The following is a 20,885-nucleotide window of genomic DNA, read 5'->3' as shown; positions in this document are numbered from 1 at the left end:
ATATAGATTGTGAATTGCAAAATCTGAAAGGAGGATACACATCGTGATCCAAGCAGAAAGCCGATTAAGAGTGGCGGACAACTCAGGTGCCCGTGAAATTCTAACGATCAAAGTCCTTGGCGGATCTGGTCGTAAAACTGCCAATATTGGTGACGTGATTGTTGCTACGGTTAAACAAGCAACGCCAGGTGGGGTTGTCAAAAAAGGTGACGTCGTTAAAGCCGTTATCGTTCGTACTAAATCAGGAGCTCGTCGTACAGACGGTTCATACATCAAATTCGATGAAAATGCTGCGGTTATTATCCGTGACGATAAGAGCCCTCGTGGAACTCGTATCTTTGGCCCAGTTGCCCGCGAATTGCGTGAAGGCAACTTTATGAAGATCGTTTCCCTAGCACCAGAAGTATTGTAATAGTGATTCTTATCTAAAGGAGGTGCGAAACAAACATGTTTGTTAAAAAAGGCGATAAAGTTAAAGTTATCACTGGTAAAGACAAAAACAAAGAAGGCGTTGTGCTAGCAGCGTTTCCTAAAAATGACAAAGTCGTTGTTGAAGGTGTCAATGTTGTCAAAAAACACCAAAAACCTTCTCAAACTGCTCCTCAAGGCGGAATCGTTGAAATGGAAGCACCAATTCATGTTTCTAACGTGATGGTGGTTGATCCATCGAACGGTGAAGCTACGCGTGTCGGTTACAAAGAAGTTGACGGCAAAAAAGTCCGCGTTTCTAAGAAAACCGGAGAAGTTCTTGATAAATAATCTGATGAAGGAAGGAGGGGCTAACAGATGAACCGCCTTAAAGAAAAATATTCAAAAGAAGTTGTCCCATCATTAATGGACAAATTTAACTACAGCTCAATCATGGAAGCACCAAAAGTTGATAAAATCGTTATCAACATGGGTGTCGGTGACGCTGTTTCTAATGCTAAAAACTTAGACAAAGCTGTTGAAGAATTACAATTGATCTCAGGTCAAAAACCATTGATCACAAAAGCGAAAAAATCTATCGCAGGATTCCGTTTACGTGAAGGAATGCCAATCGGTGCGAAAGTAACTCTACGCGGCGAAAGAATGTATGAATTCTTAGATAAACTAGTAAGTGTGTCATTGCCACGTGTCCGTGACTTCCACGGTGTGAGCAAAAAAGCGTTCGACGGACGCGGAAACTACACTTTAGGTATCAAAGAACAATTGATTTTCCCTGAAGTAGATTATGATTTGATCGACAAAGTACGTGGTATGGATATCGTGATTGTAACAACAGCAAACACAGATGAAGAATCTCGTGAATTGTTGACACAATTAGGCATGCCATTCCAAAAATAAAAAAAGGAGGCGAACTACGTGGCTAAAAAATCAATGATTGCTAAAAACAAACGCCCTGCTAAATTCTCAACGCAAGAATATACTCGTTGTGAACGTTGCGGACGTCCACATTCAGTTTATCGTAAATTTCATCTTTGCCGTATTTGCTTCCGCGAACTTGCCTATAAAGGACAAATTCCCGGCGTGAAGAAAGCTAGCTGGTAAACTATACTCGCATAAAGGAGGTAAATTATCCCATGGTCATGACAGATCCAATTGCAGATTTTCTAACGCGCGTGCGTAACGCAAACATGGTTAAACACGAAAGCCTAGAAGTACCTGCTTCAAAAATCAAACGTGATATCGCTGAAATCTTGAAACGTGAAGGTTTCGTCCGCGATGTTGAATACATTGAAGATGACAAACAAGGCGTGATCCGCGTATTTCTTAAATACGGTAAAAACGGTGAACGTGTTATCACAAACTTAAAACGTATCTCTAAACCAGGCTTGCGTGCTTATGTCAAAGCTGACGAAGTACCAAAAGTATTGAATGGTCTAGGAATCGCGATTATCTCAACTTCTGACGGTGTAATCACTGACAAAGAAGCTAGAGCAAAAAATGTTGGCGGCGAAGTAGTCGCTTATGTATGGTAATTTAAAATATTCCACAAGGAGGTGCCTCTAAGTGAGTCGTATCGGTAATAAGATCGTCGTTCTTCCTGCTGGTGTTGAAATCAAGCAAAACGGAAACGACATTACAGTTAAAGGACCTAAAGGTGAATTAACACGTACTTTCTCTTCTGATATCACAATGAATATCGAAGGAAACGAAGTAACATTCACTCGTCCAAATGATAGTAAAGAAATGAAAACTATCCACGGAACTACCCGTGCAAACTTCAACAACATGGTTGTTGGTGTTTCTGAAGGTTTCCAAAAAGCGTTAGAATTAATCGGGGTTGGGTACCGTGCTCAATTACAAGGGAAAAAACTTGTATTGAACGTTGGTTACTCTCATCCAGTTGAAATCGAAGCGCCAGCTGGAATCGAAATCGAAGTTCCTTCAAACACTTCTGTGATCGTTAAAGGATCAGATAAAGAAGTCGTTGGCGAATTGGCTGCCAATATCCGTGGCGTTCGTCCTCCAGAACCTTACAAAGGCAAAGGAATTCGTTATGTTGGCGAATTTGTACGCCGTAAAGAAGGTAAAACTGGTAAATAGTCGTAATTCTTTACGACTAGCAGCTTAGGCTAGCAAAATTAAAAGAGGTGACAAATTGTGATTACAAAACCAGATAAAAACAAGACACGTCAGAAAAGACATCGTCGTGTACGTAACAAAATCTCTGGTACTGCTGAGTGCCCACGCTTAAACGTGTTCCGTTCGAACAAAAACATCTACGCACAAGTAATTGATGACGTAGCGGGTGTGACGCTAGCAAGTGCCTCTGCCTTAGACAAAGAAGTTTCAGGTGCAACAAAAACTGAACAAGCACAAGCTGTCGGTAAATTAGTCGCAGAACGTGCAGCAGCAAAAGGTATTAAAGTAGTAGTCTTTGACCGTGGTGGATACCTTTACCATGGCCGTGTAGCAGCTTTAGCTGAAGCAGCTCGCGAAAATGGACTGGAATTTTAAGAGAAGGAGGAACACCATTCATGGTTTATATTGATCCAAAACATTTGGAATTAGAAGACCGCGTTGTTGCGATCAACCGTGTAACTAAAGTTGTTAAAGGTGGACGTCGTCTACGTTTTGCTGCATTAGTTGTTGTCGGTGACAAAAACGGACACGTAGGTTTCGGTACTGGTAAAGCGCAAGAAGTACCAGAAGCAATCCGTAAAGCAATCGAAGACGCGAAGAAAAACTTGGTGGAAGTACCAATGGTTGGTTCTACAATCCCTCACGAAGTTATCGGTGTATTCGGCGGCGGACGCATCCTTATGAAACCTGCTGTAGAAGGTTCTGGGGTAGCTGCTGGTGGACCAGTTCGTGCCGTATTGGAATTAGCTGGGGTAGCTGATATCACATCTAAATCTTTAGGTTCTAACACACCAATCAACGTTGTTCGCGCAACAGTTGAAGGTTTAAAACAATTAAAACGCGCTGAAGAAGTGGCAGCACTTCGCGGCAAATCAGTAGAAGAATTAATCGGTTAAGGAGGACACTATAATGGCTGAATTGAAAATTACTTTAAAACGCAGTATTATCGGACGTCCCCAAAACCAACGTGATACTGTAAAAGCGTTAGGTCTTACAAAGTTGAATTCAACAGTTGTAAAACCTGCTAATGATGCAATCAAAGGCATGGTTAACACTGTTTCTCACTTAGTGGACGTTGAAGAGGTCTAAGGATCAGCAGATCTAGTTTGATTAAGGAGGTGCCAAACCTATGAAACTTCATGAATTAAAACCATCAGAAGGCTCACGCCAAGTACGTAACCGTGTCGGACGAGGAACTTCATCTGGTAACGGTAAAACAGCTGGACGTGGACAAAAAGGTCAAAAAGCTCGTTCAGGCGGCGGAGTACGTCTAGGATTCGAAGGTGGACAAACACCATTGTTCCGTCGTTTACCAAAACGTGGCTTTACAAATGTGAACCGCAAAGAATATGCAGTCATCAATCTTGATGTCTTGAACCGCTTTGAAGACGGTGCTGAAGTAACACCTGTTGCTTTACACGAAGCTGGAATCGTCAAAGACGAAAAAGCTGGAATCAAAGTATTAGCTAACGGAGAATTAACGAAGAAATTGACTGTGAAAGCAGCTAAATTCTCAAAAGCAGCTGAAGAAGCAATCGTTGCTGCTGGTGGATCAATCGAGGTGATCTAATGATCAGACTATTGAAGGATGCCTTTAAGGTTAAGGATATTAGATCCAGAATATTGTTCACCGTCTTAATCTTGTTTGTCTTTCGTCTGGGAACACATATTACTGTGCCAGGCGTAGACGCAAGTCGCCTAAATACCATCGCGGATCTACCATTTTTAAACATGTTGAATTTGGTAAGTGGTGGCGCCATGCAACAATTTTCGATTTTCTCGATGGGGGTTTCGCCTTACATCACTGCCTCAATTGTCATTCAGTTGTTGCAGATGGATATCGTCCCTAAATTTGTTGAATGGTCGAAACAAGGTGAAGTGGGTCGTAAGAAATTAAATCAGGCAACACGTTACTTGACGTTGGTATTAGGCTTTGTCCAATCCATGACATTAACGGCTGGATTTAACTATTACACTCAACTCGGGTTTGTAAACAATCCTAATATGGCAACCTATATCGTGATCGGACTGATTTTAACAGCCGGAACGATGTTAGTCACTTGGTTAGGAGAGCAGATCACCGAGCGTGGTATCGGAAACGGTGTGTCAATGATCATCTTTGCGGGGATCATTTCACGCTTACCAGCAAGCATCAAAGAATTGATTGAAGATTACTTCATTAACGTGGATCAATCGGATATCTGGCTAAATGCTATCTTTATGGCGCTGCTTGTGATCGCTGTGTTGATCGTCATTACTTTAGTAACGTATGTTCAACAGGCAGAACGCAAGATTCCGATCCAATATACAAAACGGGTAGCAGGAGCGCCTACCAGCAGTTACCTTCCTTTGAAAGTAAATGCTGCCGGGGTTATCCCAGTTATCTTTGCCAGTTCTTTTATTACAACACCAAATGCGATCATTCAAGCATTAGGTAGTTCATATAGAGGAGAAACTTGGTACGAAGTGGTGCAAACGATCTTTAGTTACAACACTGTACCGGGTGCGATCATCTACACTGTCTTGATTGTTGCGTTTACCTTCTTCTACGCATTTGTTCAAGTGAACCCTGAGAAATTAGCGGAAAACTTGCAAAAACAAGGAAGTTACATTCCGAGTGTGCGTCCTGGTAAAGGAACAGAAGAATATGTATCGCGTTTGTTGATGCGATTAAGCACGGTTGGATCGATCTTTTTAGGATTGGTTGCTTTACTTCCAATCATCGCTCAGATGGCTTGGAATTTACCGCAATCGATCGGACTAGGTGGAACGAGTCTATTGATCATTATCGGTGTGGCACTTGATACTGCCAAGCAGTTAGAAGGGCTTATGCTGAAACGGAAATATACTGGTTTCATCAATTAAAGTTATTGAAGTGTTGAGGATTTCCTCAACACTATTCAAAAACTTACAGGAGGAATTAGAATGAACTTCATTTTAATGGGATTACCTGGTGCTGGAAAAGGTACTCAGGCAGAACGTATCGTTGCTGTATACGGTCTTCCTCATATTTCAACAGGCGATATGTTTCGGGCTGCGATGGCGAACGAAACAGAACTAGGCCTTAAAGCAAAATCATACATGGATCAAGGCGCATTAGTTCCTGATGAGGTTACAAATGGGATCGTTAAAGAACGTTTAGCTGAACCTGATACCGAGAAAGGTTTCTTATTAGATGGTTTTCCTCGTACTTTGGATCAAGCAAAAGCGTTAGATGAGATGCTAGCTGACCTTAACAAAAAACTTGATGCCGTTATTGATATTCATGTTCCTGAAGAAGTTCTTGTAGAACGTTTAGCCGGCCGCTTCATGTGCCGCAATTGTGGGGCAACTTATCATAAATTGTTCAATCCTCCCAAAGAGGAAGGAACATGTGATCGTTGTGGAAGTCATGACTTCTACCAGCGTGAAGATGATAAGCCTGAGACGGTCAAAAATCGTCTAGCTGTCAATATCAAAAGCAGTGAACCAATTTTGACTTATTACAAAGACAAAGGGTTATTGCAATCGATTGATGGGGATCGCGACATCGACGCTGTATTCGAAGATGTTCAAAAGATCATTGACTAATCATAGATTGCCCGAGTCCAACTTGCAGCTTAAAACTTTCTCTTGAAATCTTTGACAGGATATGATAGAATATGTCAGTCCGACTTCTACTTTTTATTAAGTAGGAGCATAGTTTGAGAATATCAGGTGGGAACCGAGTTTCCGCCATTTTATCGTGTGAAAATCACAAGTACAAGGAGGTACTGTGCGTGGCAAAAGAAGATATGATTGAAGTCGAAGGTACAGTCGTCGAAACTTTGCCGAATGCAATGTTTAAAGTAGAATTGGAAAACGGACACCAAGTTCTAGCGACCGTTTCTGGTAAGATCCGGATGCACTACATTCGTATTTTACCTGGAGACAAAGTAACGGTGGAATTATCCCCGTATGATCTGAACCGTGGCCGCATTACTTATCGCTTTAAATAATTGTACTCCGTAAAACCACAGGAGGTATTATCATGAAAGTAAGACCATCAGTAAAACCAATGTGCGAACATTGTAAAGTAATTCGTCGTAAAGGACGCGTTATGGTGATTTGCCCAGCAAATCCAAAACATAAACAACGTCAAGGATAATCGGAGGTGTAACAAATATGGCTCGTATTGCAGGAGTAGATATTCCTCGTGATAAACGTGTGGTCGTTTCACTTACTTATATCTATGGTATTGGTAACACGACTGCAAAACAAATTTTAGCTGACGCTGGCGTGTCTGAAGAAGTTCGTGTTCGTGATTTAACGAATGAACAAACAGATGCTATCCGTGCAGAAGTTGATAAATTAAAAGTTGAAGGTGACCTTCGTCGTGAAGTGAACTTAAACATCAAACGATTGATGGAAATCGGTTCTTACCGTGGGATCCGTCATCGCCGTGGATTGCCAGTTCGTGGACAAAACACGAAAAACAATGCACGTACTCGTAAAGGCCCGTCTAAAACAGTCGCAGGCAAGAAAAAATAATTCCTAAGTGAAGGAGGTTAAAACTTCATGGCAGCAAAAAAAGTGAGTCGTAAACGCCGTGTGAAAAAGAATATTGAAGCGGGTATTGCACATATTCACTCAACATTCAATAATACAATCGTAATGATCACTGATACTCATGGTAATGCATTAGCATGGTCATCAGCTGGTTCATTAGGTTTCAAAGGAAGCAAAAAATCTACTCCTTTTGCCGCTCAAATGGCAGCAGAAACAGCTACCAAAGCAGCAATGGAACACGGATTAAGAACTGTTGAAGTAACAGTTAAAGGACCTGGTTCTGGACGTGAAGCAGCAATTCGTTCATTACAAGCAGCAGGTTTGGAAGTGAGTGCGATCCGTGACGTGACTCCAGTCCCTCATAATGGATGCCGCCCTCCAAAACGCCGTCGTGTTTAATGAGTGCTGCTCATTTTGAGTGTAACAAATACGTCATTGAACAAGACACTTTTCGTTTTGAAAGGGGTAATAGATAAGAATGATTGAATTCGAAAAACCAAGAATCGCAAAGATTGATGAAGACAAAGATTATGGCAAGTTCATCGTGGAACCTCTTGAAAGAGGCTACGGAACTACACTAGGAAATTCCCTACGTCGTATTTTATTATCTTCTTTACCTGGTGCGGCAATCACCAATATTCAAATCGATGGAGTTTTACACGAATTCTCAACTGTTAAGGGTGTTCGGGAAGACGTTGCTCAAATCATCTTGAATATTAAAGGTCTTGCATTGAAAATGTACGGGGATGAAGAAAAGACCCTTGAAATTGATATTTCAGGACCTGCTACAGTAACTGCTGGCGATATCATCGTTGATAGTGATGTAGAAATCCTTAACAAAGATATGTATATCTGTACCGTTTCTGAAGGTGCTACGTTCCATGCTCGCTTAACAGTGAAACCTGGCCGCGGCTACGTTCAAGCGGACGAAAACAAAAAAGAAGACATGCCAATCGGCGTTCTTCCAGTCGATTCAATCTATACACCAGTACGTCGTGTCAACTACCAAGTAGAAAACACACGTGTCGGTCGTCGGGATGATTTCGACAAATTAACGATGGAAATATGGACTGATGGCTCAATCGAACCATTGGAAGCAATGAGTTTGTCTGCGAAGATCATGACTGAACATTTAGACATCTTTGTTAACCTAACTGATGAAGCGAAAAACGCTGAAATCATGGTTGAAAAAGAAGAAACACAAAAAGAAAAAATGTTGGAAATGACGATCGAAGAATTAGACTTATCTGTTCGTTCATACAACTGTCTAAAACGTGCAGGAATCAATACTGTACAAGAATTGACAAACAAATCTGAACCAGAAATGATCAAAGTAAGAAACTTAGGCCGTAAATCTCTTGAAGAGGTCAAAGTGAAATTACATGATTTAGGTTTAGGACTACGTAAAGACGATTAAACCGTTTTCGATTACGTTAGTTCGGTTCGTCTGACCGATACAACATTCGAAAGTGAAGGAGGGAAACCACGTGAGTTATCGTAAACTAGGACGCACATCTAGCCAACGTAAAGCGATGTTGCGTGATTTGACAACTGATTTATTCATTAACGAACGTATCGTTACGACTGAAGCTCGTGCGAAAGAAGTTCGTTCAACTGCAGAAAAAATGATCACTTTAGGTAAACGTGGTGATTTGCATGCACGTCGTCAAGCAGCAGCATTCGTTCGTAATGAAGTTGCAAGTGTACGTGAAGAAAACGAAGAAGTAGTTATTGAATCAGCATTACAAAAATTATTCAATGATATCGCTCCTCGTTACACAGATCGCCAAGGTGGATATACTCGTATCTTGAAAACAGAACCAAGACGCGGAGATGCTGCACCAATGGTTATCCTAGAACTTGTTTAAAATCACACTTATCATCACTTTATAGATGTTTACTAAGAGTGTTATGATGTTGGAAGAAACTTTCCGAGTCTAGCTCAGCGCCTACACCTCGATGTATTTCGAGGTGTACGCACTCATCATAAAGTGCTTTTTTTTTACTTTCGATTACCTGTCAAGACAGGTAATGGCAAGTGAAAAAAAGATCTGGAGACAAATCGTGCGTGAATCATTGAAAAACGTGCGCTTTTTTGGTAGTGTTAGAAAGAATTAATCGCAAATGAAGGAGTCTATCATGAAGCCAATCATTGAATTGAATGCTATTACTGTGCGTTATAGCGAAGAAGAGCGTGCCGCGTTAAATAACGTATCCTTTTCCATCAACAAAGGGGAATGGGTGGCGTTGATCGGCCATAACGGCTCTGGAAAATCAACTTTAGCAAAAACCATCAATGGCTTGATCTTGCCACAAGAAGGCAGTGTTTCTGTCGGCGAATTGCCTTTGAATGAAGAAAATATCTGGAATTTTCGAAAAATGGTCGGTATGGTCTTTCAAAACCCTGACAATCAATTCGTTGGTTCGACGGTGGAAGATGATGTGGCTTTCGGTTTAGAAAATCAAGGAATCCCGCGAGAAGAAATGCTGGTTCGTGTCAAAGACGCTCTGGAACAAGTACGGATGAGCGAGTTTGCGACCCGGGAACCCGCGCGCCTTTCTGGTGGTCAAAAACAGCGGGTAGCCATTGCCGGTGTCGTTGCACTGCGCCCGGATATCATCATTCTTGATGAAGCCACTAGTATGCTAGATCCAGAAGGCCGTGAAGAAGTGATCGCAACGATCAAAAAAATCAAAGAGAAAAACAATTTGACCGTGCTATCGATCACCCATGATATTGATGAAGCAGCTAACGCCAATCGGGTGCTGGTGATGCGTCAAGGAGAGCTCGTCCGCGAAGGGACACCAGCAGAGATTTTTTCTGCAGGTCCGGAACTGATTGAGCTAGGCTTAGATCTGCCGTTTCCTGAAAAATTAAAGGCGGCACTAAAACAGCGGGGCGTCACGGTACCACAAGCGTACTTAACTGAAGAAGGGATGGTGGATTGGCTATGGACATCCGTTTTGAACAAGTAGGATTCACCTACCAACCGCATTCTCCGTTTGAACAACGGGTTTTGTTCGATATCGATTTAGAGATCAAAGAAGGCTCTTATACCGCCTTAGTCGGTCATACGGGTAGCGGAAAATCTACGTTGCTGCAGCACTTGAATGCATTATTAAAACCAACGACTGGAACGGTCACGATCGGTGAGCGAGTCATCAAACCCGAGTCAGACAACAAAAATCTAAAACCGTTACGTAAAAAAGTCGGGATCGTTTTTCAATTTCCTGAATCCCAATTATTTGAAGAAACCGTTGCGAGAGATATCGCTTTTGGACCGAAAAACTTTGGCATCTCCGAAGAAGAAGCCAAAGGTTTAGCCCAAGAATACATTCAATTGGTAGGTTTAGATGAAAGTTTTCTGGAACGTTCACCATTTGACCTTTCAGGGGGCCAAATGCGCCGTGTAGCGATTGCTGGAGTCTTAGCTATGGAACCAGAAGTTTTGGTCTTAGATGAGCCGACAGCTGGCTTAGATCCACAAGGACGCAAAGAGATGATGGAAATGTTTGATCGCCTGCATCGGGAAAAGAACATGACGATCATTTTAGTGACCCACTTGATGGATGATGTGGCGAACTATGCTGATTATGTCTATGTGTTAGAAAAGGGACGTCTCGTCAAAGCCGGCACGCCGTCCGTTGTGTTTCAAGATACTGCTTGGCTGCAAGAAAAGCAGTTGGGGGTACCGACAGCAACCGCATTTGCGGAACAACTACAAGCCAGAGGACTGGCATTTGAGCAGTTACCACTAACAGCTGATGAGCTGGCAGATGTTTTAGTAGCAAAGGGGGCGACTGCCCATGATGAATAAACTGATTTTCGGTCGTTTTATTCCCGGAGACTCCTTGATCCACCGTTTAGATCCACGAGTCAAATTGATTGCTAGTTTTTATTTTATTGCGATTATCTTTTTGGCGAATAATTGGCAAAGCTATTTATTAGCGGGTGCTTTTACGCTCTTTTGTATCTCCTTTTCAAAAATCGATTTTGGCTTCTTTATTCGAGGCGTTCGACCGTTGATTTGGCTGATTTTGTTTACCGTGGCGTTACAGATTTTGTTTACTACCGGCGGTGACGTCTATTGGTCTTGGTGGATCTTTAACATCACAGAATATGGTGTCCAAAACGGGATCTTTATTTTTTGTCGTTTTGTTTTGATCATTTTCATGTCGACGCTCTTGACGTTAACGACGCCCCCATTAGAGCTTTCAGATGCGATCGAATACATTTTGCGTCCTTTAAAAGCGATCCGTTTCCCTGTCCATGAAATCTCACTGATGCTGTCGATTGCGTTGCGCTTTGTGCCAACCTTGATGGATGAAACAGAAAAAATCATGAACGCCCAGCGTGCCCGCGGGGTCGATTTCGGCGAAGGGGGACTGTTGCAGAAGATGAAGGCGATCGTTCCTTTATTGATTCCTTTATTTGTCAGCAGCTTTAACCGTGCGGAAGATCTAGCTACCGCTATGGAAGCCAGAGGCTATCAAGGCGGCGAAGGGCGTACCAAGTATCGTATTTTGCACTGGCATCAACGGGACACATTGGTTGTCATCGTTTTTGCGCTCTTTACAGTAGCATTAGTGTTCTTAAGAGGATAAACGAAGACCTATGATTGAAGTCAACCCACGAAAGGTTCTTAACGAAGCAACGAGGCTGCTGGCAATCCCAGCGGCTGGTTCGAAAAGACCTGTCGACCGATCAGACTTTTCTCATAGGCCTTTTTTTGAAAAAAATAGAAAGAAACAGGTGATTCAATGGTCCGCTATAAAGCGACAATCGCTTATGATGGCACGAATTTTCAAGGATTTCAACGTCAACCCAATGGACGAACGGTTCAAGAAGAGATTGAAAAGACATTAACGAAGATGAACAATGGTCAGCCGATTCAGATTCATGGCTCTGGCCGCACCGATGCGGGTGTCCATGCGCAAGGGCAAGTGATCCACTTCGATTTCCCTCAAAAGCGCCCACTGGAAAAAATGCGCTTTGGTTTAGATACCCAAACGCCAGAAGATGTTGCGGTAAAATCGGTGGAGATCGTTGACGATACCTTCCATGCCCGCTACTTAGTCATTGAAAAAACCTACCAGTTTCGGGTAGACATTGGGAAGCCCCGCAGTCCTTTCCGCCGTCATTATGCAAGTTATTATCCGTATCCGCTAGATTTGGAAAAAATCCAACGGGCGTTGCCAGATTTTTTAGGCACCCATGACTTTACCAGTTTTTGTGCGACGGGCAGTTCAGTCGATGACAAGACGCGGACGATCCATGAGGCGTCCATGGCGGTCAATGACGCTGGAGATGAGTTAATTTTTACCTTTCGCGGCGATGGATTTTTGTACAAGATGATCCGGATCATGGTGGGCACATTGCTGAAAATCGGCAATGGACGGATCGCACCTGACAGCATTCCTGCAATCATTGCGCAAAAAGACCGAAATGCGGCAGGTCCCACGGCTCATCCAGAAGGATTGTATTTGGTTCATGTTGCTTATGAATAAGGAAAAACACAAGCTTCGCTGCTCTTACACAACAAGAGATAGCGAAAGCTTGTGTTTTTATTTTTTCTCAGGTAAAACAGAGGTGGTTTCTTGCCAATCTTCAGTCCTTTCCGCAGCGATTTTAGGCGTAGCAGTGGTGGGTGTTTTTTCCAAGGTACCGGCAGCGACTAAGGCGGCGATGGCTACCAAAAATGCGAAAAGCAAGTAAAGCAGCCAGCTCCAAGCAACGTGATAGCGATTGCCGATGCCTAAAAAGACCATTTGTCCGACAGGTCCCCCTAGCATCACAATGGTGGAAAAGATCCCGCTGCTGATGGCGAGATGTTCTTCATCAATCTCACGAATCAGATGTGCCGAAAAACGAGGATTGATTTTTCCAATCAGATAGCCTTCAGCAAAGAGCAGCGCAATCATGAGCCAACGGTTATGCAGGAAGAGAAAATTCAAGGTCAACAGACATAAAACGAAAGAGGTATACGCAATCAAGCGAACTAGACCGGTATTCTTGAACCAGTCGGCAGCAAACAAGGCGCCAGCGACCATACCGATCGAAGTAGCGATGCCTGCCATCGCAACGGTGTTGCCATAAGTGGCAAACCAAAGCGCAAGGTCATCCAACAGCTGGAGATTTAGTAGACCGCTCGTACTAGCAGCTAAGGTATTGATCAGTAAGGCAAAGAGGATCATCTTTTTAAGAAAAGCCGTACCAGTCAATAATTTAAAAGTATCCGAGAAATTCTGAAAGAGTGGTGTTGCTGCTTGATTGATTTTCCCTGGCACCGCATAGAAGAGCGAGCGGTTCAGGAAGATCACGATCGCGGCTAAGAAAAACGTCACGGCATTGATCAAACCAAAAGCCGCAAAGTTATTATTCAGTAAAATGATCCCCCAAGCACCGATGCCTTGAAAGACGATTTGAACGGTGGTTTGACACGCCATTTGAAAGCCCATGGCACTGTCTAAGGAATCAGCAGGCACAAGACGGCGAACATAGGGCAGCTGTAACCCAGAACAATAAGCGCCCAAACAATCAGATACAATGTTGATGCCTAGCAAAAGGAAGAAAGACCATAAACTAGGCGGCAGTTGGATCAAAAAAGCGAGTGCCACGAAAAGGACTCCTTGTAATAGTCGACTGCTGATCATCCATTGCACTTTGTTTTTGGTACGATCGGCTAGATAGCCGGTCAGGATCCGTAAGAGATCAGGGATCAGCAGTGCCATGGAGGCTAAGGAAACAGCAAGGGCATTAAAGGGTAAAGTACTGGCATAAACTACAAAGACGATATTAAATAAACTCATGCCGATACCGCTGAGTAAGGCGGCGTTGACTAAGGCACGATAGCCGTTGTTTTGTTGATATTCTTTCATCGAAATCATCCTTTCACGTTCTACGTTGTAAAATCAGTATAGGATGCTTTATACTAAGAAGAGAAAATAATCCACTATAGTGGAATTTAAATGTACCAGGAGCGTACCAGAGGTTACTGTCACGAGTGGTTAACAGCTAAAAGAGTGGCATGTAAATAAGGTGCCGCAGATTTTGTTCCTCAACATTTTATAGGTTTGAATCTAAATTTGAATCTAGAACAGGAAAATTTAATTGCGGAGCTTCATTCGTGAAGTGGGATTGGTTTGGTGTTTGTAGACCGATCGTTGTGAGGAGGATGGTTATGGAAGAAGGAAAACTGTACCGACAATTGCGCAAAGAGCGCGGCTATACGATCGCTCAAGTGGCGGATGAACAAAACAGTCGCTCGTTTATCAGTAAATTTGAGCAAGGTGCTTCAAGTATCAGTATTCATCGATTGGAACGCTTATTAGAAAATATCCATGTCACAGTGGAGGAGTTTTATTATTTGCGTGCGCAACAAAAGGGCGTAAAAGGTCACGACAACCTGATGAGCTTTCCCAGCTATATGACGAGCGAATTTATGGATTTACTGGATCGAATTTTAGGGATCAACAAAGAAGCTTATTTGAGTAACGCCCACGCCCAGAGAAGCAAAGAAGGGCTGGAGGAAATGCGTAGCGAACTGATCGCCGCTTCCAAACAGCATTCTTTTGTTTTTCTGTACCTTGAGATCACAAAGGAGATACATGAAATCAATCTCTCAGGTCCTAAACCCGATCACTCTTCTGGCGACTATATGGAAAAGCTACGCACCAAAACCCGCCCCGTCATTTCCTACCTTACGAAAGTAGACAACTGGGGCGTTTATGAGATTTTGCTGTTTCGTTATTTTCAATTCTTGTTTCCTGTCGAAACCTCCTATCACTTACTGCAGATCGCTATCTCTCGCACAAAAAAAGAACAAGGTTTGTCCTTGATGCGAGAAATTCAAATGGATTTGATTTTTAGTTGTTTTACGACGTTTGTCAATTTTCGCCGCCTGGAGTGGGCAAAAGAGGTGTTGACCATTGCAGAGGAATTATTGGCAGATCGCGGAGACATGCTAAACAGTACGCATCTTCTTTGCTATCAAGGATGGTACTGGTATATTTATGGCGATCAAGAAAAAGGACTGTTGAAAATCGATCAAGGGCTTTCGATCTTTCGCGTCTTAAAACAAACCAAAATGGTTAAATTATGGGAGCGATCGTTGCACTCCATCAAGAAAAATGCGGAAGAACCCAACAGTTATCTTATGTTTCGCTAAACGCTCTAAGGGCTAACGGGCTAGGCATTGCTCCCCGAATCGAAGGGGATCTAGCGGGTAATGGATGCTAAGACCACTAGAGCGAACAACTGCGGAACCTGAGCACAAAAAAGAACCAAACTCACCGATCATTGAGCGACACCCATAAGTCAGCTTTTGCTCTAACTTAAGGAGATCGCCTCAAAAAGACGAGTTGGTTCTTTTTCGATTAGGTTTCTGGTGGTTGATCCATGAGTTGGCGTTGGTTGTCCAAGACTTGCTTTTTGGCTACTTGTTTCTGGTAAAACCAAGCAAACAAGATAAACAATGCGATGCAGCCAAAGAACAAGCAAACACCGATAACAAAGCCTTGCGGCAAGAAGGAGAGTTCCAAGTGATGGGTGCCACTTGGGATCGTCACACTGATAAAGCCATCTTGAAAGGCCGTGATTGGGACTTCTTTGCCGTCAAGCGTAGCAGTCCAGCCCTTGTCATAAGGGATGGTTGTTACAAGCTGCTGCTCTTTTTCAGTCGTGATGTCGGCTTTGGCACTGCGTTTGCCGACCGTCATAGCGACCCCTCGTTCTTGGATCGCATCAATTGCTTGTTGGTAGGCGTTGGTATCCAAGGTCACGACTTGCGGGTTTTGGAAGGAGATTTCAGGCGTTCCGTAGAAGCTGACGGTGAATTGAACCGTCGTATCGGTCTCATAATGTCCTAAGTCGTAGTATTGACCGTTGATACTGATTTGCGTTTCTCGCTGCTGACCGTTGACTGTCACGGTGGCAGATGAGCTTTCCAATTCCCCAAAGTTGGCAGGGAAGAGACTCAAGTATGCTTGCGAGTTCGCTGGAACCTCCACTTGCCAAGTCACTTCTTTTGCGACATTGCTTTCTTGTTCGGTAAATTTCATATACATGCCGTCATTGGTGATATCTGTATTTTTACTATGGATCACCGTGATCGGCTGAAAGGCAAAATACTCTAAATTTAAATCGGCCAAGCCATTGAAAAGATTTTTCTGGCTCGTCAAGTTGTCGTTTTGCGGCTGTTCAATCGATTCGATGGTCGGTTCAGCCAAGAAACCTAGCGGTAACGCATTTTGATTTTCATAGAGCTTGTATTCACCAGATTCTCCGACTCGTTGAAAGCCGTATTTGGTGAGATTTGGCTTGGAGATATTGTATTTGATTCCTGTAAAAGCATCCATCAGCAAGGTATTATTCGGATAGCGGATATTTAAATTGGTGCCGCGAGACCGAAAGCCCAGCTTATCCAGGTAGCTTGAGGAATTGCGGTTACGAATTGAAGAAAACATGCTGACCCCGCTGTAGCCATAATTGATACTGTCGTTGGAAGAAACAGGATCAAGGTTTTCTAATCGGAAAAAGGTATCATTGTCTTCGTTGGCTTGAGTGACTAGTTTTTTGATGTCCGGATAAGGTTCTGTATACAAACTGCGAGAAGCATAGTTCCAATCATTCAAAATTCCGCGAACCATGCCGCTCGTATTGACGGCCATTTCTCCGCAGACGAAGATCAGCATCAAGATCGTCACTCGTTTTTGTGTTAAAAGACCTAATTGCCCGAACCCAATACATAACAAGTAAAGAACAAAGAATACGATCGTTAGCGCAAAGGAAGTAGCGGAAACATATTCATAGGTTCCGGCTCCTTTCAATGCGTAGGAGAGGGCAAATACCACGATCATAGAAAGACCAATAATGAGAAACAATCCGCGATCTTTTTGCTGCAGTTGCTCCCATCCGTATCCCGCCAGCATGATCACTAAGAAGGAGAACAAATAGGCATAGCGGAAAAGGAACATATTTGGGGCATGCATCCCGTGCCAAAAAAGATTCATCGGCACGATATAAAAACTGGCGATCAAAACAGCAAACATGCCAGCGTATAAGAATTTATCCTTCAAGCGGATTTTCTTCGAAACAAAATATAAAATACACAACAGCAACGGCAATAAGCCGATATAGATGAAGGGAATGGAGCCGTATTTTGTCGTATCGTAAACACCGATCATGTTTTTCATCACGAGATCAAAGACATCGGTGGCTTCGGTTTTAAAGGAAGAAATCGTCGTCAATTCTTCCCCGTTCGACCGCAAATCTAATAAGGCAGGTAAGATGATCACCATTGAGGCGCCGCCAGCTAACAAAGAGGTGATGCCGTAAGGAATGATCGCCCCCCGAGCTTGCTTCCAGTTGCGACCCAATTGAACCAAGAAATACATCACGGAAAAGAGACCGATCATAAAGCCCATGTAAAAACTGGATAAAAATAACAGCAGATAACTGATAAATAACACGACTGTTTTTTTCTTTTTCACTAACCGGTCAATACCTAAAATCACTAGCGGTAGATAGATCATGGCATCAAGCCACATGATCAGTTCCGAATGGGCGGTGATGAAGGACATCAAGGCATAACAGACGGCTAAGGTCACATGCTGCCAACGTTGGATCTTAAAGGTTTGGCTGGCATAGAACCAAAACGCCAAGCCCGCACTGCCGATTTTGATCAAGGTTAAAAAGTACAGCGCATCTGGCATTAGCTGATTTGGGAAAAATAAGACGAGGGGAGTGAAGATTCCCCCTAAATAATAGGAGATCAATGCCAGATAATTTAAGCCTAAAGAGGCGTTCCATGTATAAAAGATACTTTGCTTGCCTAAGAGCATATTGCGAAAGCTGGCATGAAAGTTTGAGAATTGCGAAAAGGCATCACTGGCTAAGACACTGCGGCTGCTGCCGGGGTAGATACCGATGGTCAAATAGATCACTGCCATGATAAGAAACGGCAAGAAGAAACTAGCAAGCATATAAGGCCAATGTTGTTTGGCAAATGTTTTTATTTTCGTCACAAGAAGTCACCTGTTCTTTATCAATTTTTTCTTAGTTTACCACAGGTGAATCGATTAAAAAAACAAAGACCTATTTTCTTTAATGAAAACCTAAGTGAAAGCGCACCAAAGAAAAAAGGGTACAAAAAAAGCCGTTCAAAACGAACGGCCGAAAAGGTCTAATTATACGCGCTCAACTTTTCCAGATTTCAAAGCACGAGTTGACACCCAAACTTTTTTAGGTTTTCCGTCAATCATAACGCGAACTTTTTGCAAGTTAGGTTTCACAGTACGTTTTGTCGCATTCATTGCGTGAGAACGATTGTTTCCACTTGCAGTTTTACGTCCAGTAAAGTAACAAACTTTAGCCATGTGGTTATTTCCTCCTTTGCCTTGATGTTGGAGCGCTATTTCAGCTCATACCATCTGAATTTATCACAGAAAGGTGAAAAAAGCAAGAGTAATTTTCAAGAAACATTGACTTTTCCCAGTAAACATTGTAAATTAAACAAGGTCGAAATGCAAGACGTTTGGTCAGAAAGCCCCTTTTCATATGTCTCATCCTTTTATTTGCGGTACAGCTATGATAAAATATGTAAGAAGAAAGATGGGTCATGCCCATTGAAGGAGGCTATAAAATGGCTGTAAAAATTCAAACCTCATCAGGTATTATTGAAATCAGCAATGAAGTCATTGCAACAGTGGTCGGAGGCGCAGCAACAGATGTGTTCGGCATTGTTGGTATGGCTAGCAAGAAACAAATCAAAGATAACATCAATGAAATTTTACGAAAAGAAAATTATTCTCGCGGTGTCGTTGTCCGCCAAGAAGAAAACGGCATTGCAGTGGATGTATACACGATTGTTAGCTATGGAACAAAAATTTCCGAAGTTTCCCGCAACGTGCAGGAAAAAGTGAAATACAACTTAGAAACGATGCTAGGTGTATCTGCGAACTCGGTAAATGTATTTGTTCAAGGCGTACGTGTACTGCCAGATTAGGCAAGGGATCCGTTCATGGCGGATGATTTTAAGGAGGACTATCTAAGTGAAGGTAACGAATATCAGCGCAAGTCAGTTTCAAGAAATGGTGCAGGCAGGCGCGGCTCGTCTACAAGTTAATGCAGAGTTTGTCAACTCATTGAATGTGTTTCCTGTTCCAGATGGAGACACCGGGACAAACATGAATCTATCCATGACCAGTGGAGCAAAAGCTGTCGCAGATGCGACTTCAGAAAACGTCGGCGATCTTGCCGCTACACTTTCAAAAGGACTATTGATGGGCGCACGTGGGAATTCCGGCGTCATTTTGTCTCAATTATTCCGCGGTTTTTCTAAAGCTATCCCGACCGCAGAAACACTCACTGCACCAGAATTGGCTCAAGCCTTTACTCATGGAGTAGAAACCGCCTATAAAGCAGTCATGAAACCTGTGGAAGGAACCATCTTGACTGTGGCACGCATCTCAGCTGAATATGGCGAGAAAAAAGCACAAACTACCGATGATTGTATCGAAGTGATGAAAGCCGTGGTTCACGGCGCAAAACGTTCATTGGCGAAAACCCCTGATCTATTGCCCGTCTTAAAAGAAGTCGGCGTGGTAGATAGCGGCGGTCAAGGATTGTTGTTTATCTATGAAGGCTTCTTAAATGCATTGACTGGGGAATACCCAGCCGATGAAATCTTCGAACCTTCCCCAGCGGCTATGGACGAAATGGTCAATGCCGAACATCATCGCAGCGTTCAAGGGCACTTAGCGACAGAAGACATCACCTTTGGTTACTGTACAGAAATCATGGTGAAGATCGGTGAAGGTCCGACTGTAGATAGTGAATTTGATTATGAAACATTCCGTAATTACTTAAACGAGTTAGGGGATTCCTTATTAGTGGTCAATGACGATGAGATCATCAAAGTCCATGTCCATACGGAACATCCCGGCGAAGTTATGAATTATGGTCAAAAATTCGGTTCGTTGGTGAAAATCAAAGTCGATAACATGCGTCTTCAGCATGAAACGATCTTGGAACACGATCAGCAAGAAGCAAAAACTGCACCAGTAAAACGTCCGCGGACACCATTTGCGATCATCGCGATCGCGGCTGGCGAAGGCTTGAAAGAATTGTTTACTAGCCTAGGCGCTTCTTATGTCATCAGTGGTGGCCAAACGATGAACCCAAGTACAGAAGACATTTTGGTGGCAATCAATGAAGTCAATGCTGATCAAGTGATCGTATTACCGAACAACAAAAATATCTTTATGGCTGCGCAGCAAGCAGCGGAAGTTTCCGAGATTCCAGTAGCGGTTGTTGAAACACGGACGATCTCTCAAGGGATGACGGCGATGCTAGCCTTCCACGAGCAATCCACACTAGCTGAAAACCAGCAAGCGATGACTGATGTCTTAGCAAGTGTTGTCAGTGGCTCAGTGACCCATGCGATTCGTAATACATCAATTGATGGCATCGAAATCACAGAAGGCGACTTCTTAGGAATGGTGGACGGCAAAATCGTTGTTTCTGTTCCCGATCGTTTCTCTGCTTCTATGACTACCTTAGAAAAAATGATCACAGAAGATACTGAGATCGTCACCATCATTATCGGTGAAGAAGGCAAAGCCAAAGAAGCAGCGAAAATCGAAGAAGCGATCGTTGAACTGCATCCTGAGATCGAAGTAGAGATCCATCAAGGAGATCAGCCGGTTTATCCATATCTTTTCTCAGCAGAATAAACAAATTAGGCGGCGGGGGCAAAAATCGTAGATGATTTTTGGCTCCGTCTTTTTCT

Annotated in this window: 28 protein-coding genes; 25 read left to right on the top strand and 3 right to left on the bottom strand. The window is 43.0% G+C overall.

The annotated features are described in order from the left end of the window. Positions 1 to 43: 43 nt before the first annotated feature. The 22 genes from rplN (at position 44) to truA (ending at position 12,603) form a co-directional block, all read left to right on the top strand. Positions 44 to 412: a 50S ribosomal protein L14 gene (rplN, locus tag IGI89_RS03635; protein ID WP_003128006.1), complete on the top strand. Its 369-nt coding sequence runs from the start codon at positions 44 to 46 to the stop codon at positions 410 to 412. Between the two features lie 35 nt (positions 413 to 447). Next, a complete protein-coding gene (rplX, locus tag IGI89_RS03630) occupies positions 448 to 759 on the top strand; it encodes a 50S ribosomal protein L24 (protein WP_005232526.1) in 312 nt (103 codons plus the stop codon). A gap of 27 nt (positions 760 to 786) precedes the next feature. Continuing rightward, entirely contained in the window at positions 787 to 1,326 is a 540-nt protein-coding gene (gene rplE / locus IGI89_RS03625; RefSeq protein WP_005227088.1) for a 50S ribosomal protein L5, read from the top strand. An 18-nt stretch (positions 1,327 to 1,344) separates the two neighbouring features. After that, positions 1,345 to 1,530 (top strand): type Z 30S ribosomal protein S14, encoded by a 186-nt coding sequence (locus IGI89_RS03620; protein WP_003128010.1) that lies wholly within the window; start codon positions 1,345 to 1,347, stop codon positions 1,528 to 1,530. Positions 1,531 to 1,562: 32 nt separating this feature from the next. After that, positions 1,563 to 1,961 (top strand): 30S ribosomal protein S8, encoded by a 399-nt coding sequence (gene rpsH / locus IGI89_RS03615; protein ID WP_005227093.1) that lies wholly within the window; start codon positions 1,563 to 1,565, stop codon positions 1,959 to 1,961. 31 nt (positions 1,962 to 1,992) lie between these two features. Beyond that, entirely contained in the window at positions 1,993 to 2,529 is a 537-nt protein-coding gene (gene rplF / locus IGI89_RS03610; protein WP_005227095.1) for a 50S ribosomal protein L6, read from the top strand. A gap of 57 nt (positions 2,530 to 2,586) precedes the next feature. Then, positions 2,587 to 2,943 (top strand): 50S ribosomal protein L18, encoded by a 357-nt coding sequence (rplR, locus tag IGI89_RS03605; protein ID WP_005227097.1) that lies wholly within the window; start codon positions 2,587 to 2,589, stop codon positions 2,941 to 2,943. 20 nt (positions 2,944 to 2,963) lie between these two features. Next, positions 2,964 to 3,464 (top strand): 30S ribosomal protein S5, encoded by a 501-nt coding sequence (gene rpsE, locus IGI89_RS03600; RefSeq protein ID WP_003128014.1) that lies wholly within the window; start codon positions 2,964 to 2,966, stop codon positions 3,462 to 3,464. 13 nt (positions 3,465 to 3,477) lie between these two features. Further along, positions 3,478 to 3,657: a 50S ribosomal protein L30 gene (gene rpmD / locus IGI89_RS03595; protein WP_003128015.1), complete on the top strand. Its 180-nt coding sequence runs from the start codon at positions 3,478 to 3,480 to the stop codon at positions 3,655 to 3,657. Between the two features lie 40 nt (positions 3,658 to 3,697). Beyond that, positions 3,698 to 4,138 carry a 50S ribosomal protein L15 gene (rplO, locus tag IGI89_RS03590; RefSeq protein WP_003128016.1) on the top strand — a complete coding sequence of 147 codons (441 nt, stop codon included), beginning with the start codon at positions 3,698 to 3,700 and terminating at the stop codon, positions 4,136 to 4,138. Then, positions 4,138 to 5,433: a preprotein translocase subunit SecY gene (gene secY / locus IGI89_RS03585; RefSeq protein WP_005227099.1), complete on the top strand. Its 1,296-nt coding sequence runs from the start codon at positions 4,138 to 4,140 to the stop codon at positions 5,431 to 5,433. Before rplO ends, secY begins: the two co-directional genes overlap by 1 nt. Positions 5,434 to 5,493: 60 nt before the next feature. Next, entirely contained in the window at positions 5,494 to 6,138 is a 645-nt protein-coding gene (locus tag IGI89_RS03580; RefSeq protein WP_086293755.1) for an adenylate kinase, read from the top strand. A gap of 188 nt (positions 6,139 to 6,326) precedes the next feature. Next, the gene (gene infA, locus IGI89_RS03575) at positions 6,327 to 6,545 is read left to right on the top strand and encodes a translation initiation factor IF-1 (protein WP_002288695.1); all 219 of its coding nucleotides are present in this window, start codon (positions 6,327 to 6,329) and stop codon (positions 6,543 to 6,545) included. Positions 6,546 to 6,577: 32 nt separating this feature from the next. Continuing rightward, complete coding sequence (rpmJ, locus tag IGI89_RS03570; protein WP_002288710.1) at positions 6,578 to 6,694, top strand: 50S ribosomal protein L36; 117 nt, start codon at positions 6,578 to 6,580, stop codon at positions 6,692 to 6,694. 17 nt (positions 6,695 to 6,711) lie between these two features. Beyond that, on the top strand, positions 6,712 to 7,077 hold the full coding sequence (gene rpsM, locus IGI89_RS03565; RefSeq protein WP_005227102.1) for a 30S ribosomal protein S13: 366 nt from the start codon (positions 6,712 to 6,714) through the stop codon (positions 7,075 to 7,077). 27 nt (positions 7,078 to 7,104) lie between these two features. Next, entirely contained in the window at positions 7,105 to 7,494 is a 390-nt protein-coding gene (gene rpsK, locus IGI89_RS03560) for a 30S ribosomal protein S11 (protein ID WP_005227104.1), read from the top strand. A gap of 79 nt (positions 7,495 to 7,573) precedes the next feature. Beyond that, positions 7,574 to 8,512 (top strand): DNA-directed RNA polymerase subunit alpha, encoded by a 939-nt coding sequence (locus IGI89_RS03555; RefSeq protein ID WP_008376367.1) that lies wholly within the window; start codon positions 7,574 to 7,576, stop codon positions 8,510 to 8,512. A 70-nt stretch (positions 8,513 to 8,582) separates the two neighbouring features. After that, the gene (gene rplQ / locus IGI89_RS03550) at positions 8,583 to 8,963 is read left to right on the top strand and encodes a 50S ribosomal protein L17 (RefSeq protein WP_003128038.1); all 381 of its coding nucleotides are present in this window, start codon (positions 8,583 to 8,585) and stop codon (positions 8,961 to 8,963) included. 271 nt (positions 8,964 to 9,234) lie between these two features. Continuing rightward, complete coding sequence (locus IGI89_RS03545) at positions 9,235 to 10,071, top strand: energy-coupling factor ABC transporter ATP-binding protein (RefSeq protein ID WP_438735342.1); 837 nt, start codon at positions 9,235 to 9,237, stop codon at positions 10,069 to 10,071. Then, a complete protein-coding gene (locus IGI89_RS03540) occupies positions 10,047 to 10,913 on the top strand; it encodes an energy-coupling factor ABC transporter ATP-binding protein (RefSeq protein WP_008376364.1) in 867 nt (288 codons plus the stop codon). Before IGI89_RS03545 ends, IGI89_RS03540 begins: the two co-directional genes overlap by 25 nt. Beyond that, complete coding sequence (locus IGI89_RS03535) at positions 10,903 to 11,700, top strand: energy-coupling factor transporter transmembrane component T family protein (protein ID WP_016611496.1); 798 nt, start codon at positions 10,903 to 10,905, stop codon at positions 11,698 to 11,700. Before IGI89_RS03540 ends, IGI89_RS03535 begins: the two co-directional genes overlap by 11 nt. 156 nt (positions 11,701 to 11,856) lie before the next feature. Continuing rightward, positions 11,857 to 12,603, top strand: coding sequence for a tRNA pseudouridine(38-40) synthase TruA (gene truA, locus IGI89_RS03530; RefSeq protein ID WP_008376361.1), 747 nt, complete (start codon positions 11,857 to 11,859; stop codon positions 12,601 to 12,603). Between the two features lie 57 nt (positions 12,604 to 12,660). Here truA and IGI89_RS03525 read toward each other — a convergent pair whose 3' ends face one another. Further along, entirely contained in the window at positions 12,661 to 13,974 is a 1,314-nt protein-coding gene (locus IGI89_RS03525; protein WP_438735341.1) for an MFS transporter, read from the bottom strand. Positions 13,975 to 14,276: 302 nt separating this feature from the next. Between IGI89_RS03525 and IGI89_RS03520 the strand changes: the two genes are divergently transcribed. After that, the gene (locus IGI89_RS03520; protein ID WP_034872077.1) at positions 14,277 to 15,263 is read left to right on the top strand and encodes an Rgg/GadR/MutR family transcriptional regulator; all 987 of its coding nucleotides are present in this window, start codon (positions 14,277 to 14,279) and stop codon (positions 15,261 to 15,263) included. Positions 15,264 to 15,471: 208 nt separating this feature from the next. On the opposite strand, the gene IGI89_RS03515 is transcribed toward IGI89_RS03520, so the two are convergent. Together IGI89_RS03515 and rpmB are read right to left on the bottom strand one after the other, a co-directional pair. After that, complete coding sequence (locus IGI89_RS03515; RefSeq protein WP_438735340.1) at positions 15,472 to 18,120, bottom strand: YfhO family protein; 2,649 nt, start codon at positions 18,118 to 18,120, stop codon at positions 15,472 to 15,474. A 162-nt stretch (positions 18,121 to 18,282) separates the two neighbouring features. Further along, entirely contained in the window at positions 18,283 to 18,471 is a 189-nt protein-coding gene (gene rpmB, locus IGI89_RS03510; RefSeq protein ID WP_005232504.1) for a 50S ribosomal protein L28, read from the bottom strand. Between the two features lie 266 nt (positions 18,472 to 18,737). Here rpmB and IGI89_RS03505 point away from each other — a divergent pair, with 266 nt between their 5' ends. Beyond that, positions 18,738 to 19,100: an Asp23/Gls24 family envelope stress response protein gene (locus tag IGI89_RS03505; protein ID WP_005227125.1), complete on the top strand. Its 363-nt coding sequence runs from the start codon at positions 18,738 to 18,740 to the stop codon at positions 19,098 to 19,100. Positions 19,101 to 19,146: 46 nt separating this feature from the next. Further along, on the top strand, positions 19,147 to 20,829 hold the full coding sequence (locus IGI89_RS03500; protein ID WP_005232500.1) for a DAK2 domain-containing protein: 1,683 nt from the start codon (positions 19,147 to 19,149) through the stop codon (positions 20,827 to 20,829). Positions 20,830 to 20,885 lie beyond the last annotated feature (56 nt).

The sequence above is a fragment of the Enterococcus sp. AZ141 genome, from assembly GCF_051714385.1.
GTDB classification, from domain to species: domain Bacteria; phylum Bacillota; class Bacilli; order Lactobacillales; family Enterococcaceae; genus Enterococcus_D; species Enterococcus_D entomosocium.
Note: the sequence above shows the minus strand (reverse complement) of the source record. Positions and strands in the feature narration are given on the sequence as shown.